The sequence below is a fragment of the Ramlibacter sp. WS9 genome, from assembly GCF_003797765.1.
GTDB lineage: Bacteria > Pseudomonadota > Gammaproteobacteria > Burkholderiales > Burkholderiaceae_C > Ramlibacter.
This window is the reverse complement of the sequence record NZ_RKMB01000104.1, coordinates 1-701: the sequence shown is the minus strand read 5'-3', so window position 1 is coordinate 701 and position 701 is coordinate 1. Positions and strand designations below refer to the sequence as shown.

At 73.8% G+C, this 701-nt stretch carries 1 pseudogene; it reads right to left on the bottom strand.

Features of this window, described 5'->3' with window-relative positions:
* Positions 1-701, bottom strand: a pseudogene (gene pchI, locus EEB15_RS33140) (ABC transporter ATP-binding protein PchI); the annotation flags it as partial.

Below are 701 nucleotides of genomic sequence, written 5' to 3'. Positions count from 1 at the left end.
CAGGCTGCTCTTGCCGGCCCCGGAGGGTCCGACGAGGACGTTCAGCGAACCCGGCTCCAGCCTCAGGGAAATGTCCTCGAGCAAGGCGCGGCCATCTTCCAGGCGCAATTCCACGGCCTCGGCCGCCAGGCTGGCGTCGTGCGGCCGCTCGCCCGGCTCGGGGCTGTGCAGCGGAGCCAGGGCGAAAACCCGCAGCAGGGTGTCCAGCGCCTGCCAGGCGCCGCGCAACGCCTGGTCGAGATGGGTGAGCTGGGCCAGCGGCTCGATGAAGCGCACCAGCAGCACCAGCACGGCCACCAGCCGCGCGCCGTCCAGCCATTGCCGCTCCACCGCCCAGGCGCCGCCGAGCAGGGCGAAGGCGAACGCCGCCTGCACCGCCAGGGCGAAGCCGAGGCCGCTGGGCAGGCTGCGCCGCAACAGTTCCAGGGTGCTGCGGTGGAGACTGCGCAAGGCCTCTTCCAGCCCCTGGCGGGCGACGCTTTCGCGCTGCGCCGCGCGCAGCAGCGGCTGGCGTTCGGCGAACGCCTGCAACTGCCGTGCGGCGTCGCGCTCGGCGGCCAGCCGGGCATCCTCCGCCGCCAGATTGCGCCGCCCGCTCCAGCGCAACAGCGCGGCGAGGACGGCACCGGCGACGAGCAGGCCGAGGGCGATGGACGGGTCGATCAGGAACAGCCCGAGGATCACCCCGAGCGGCGTCACCA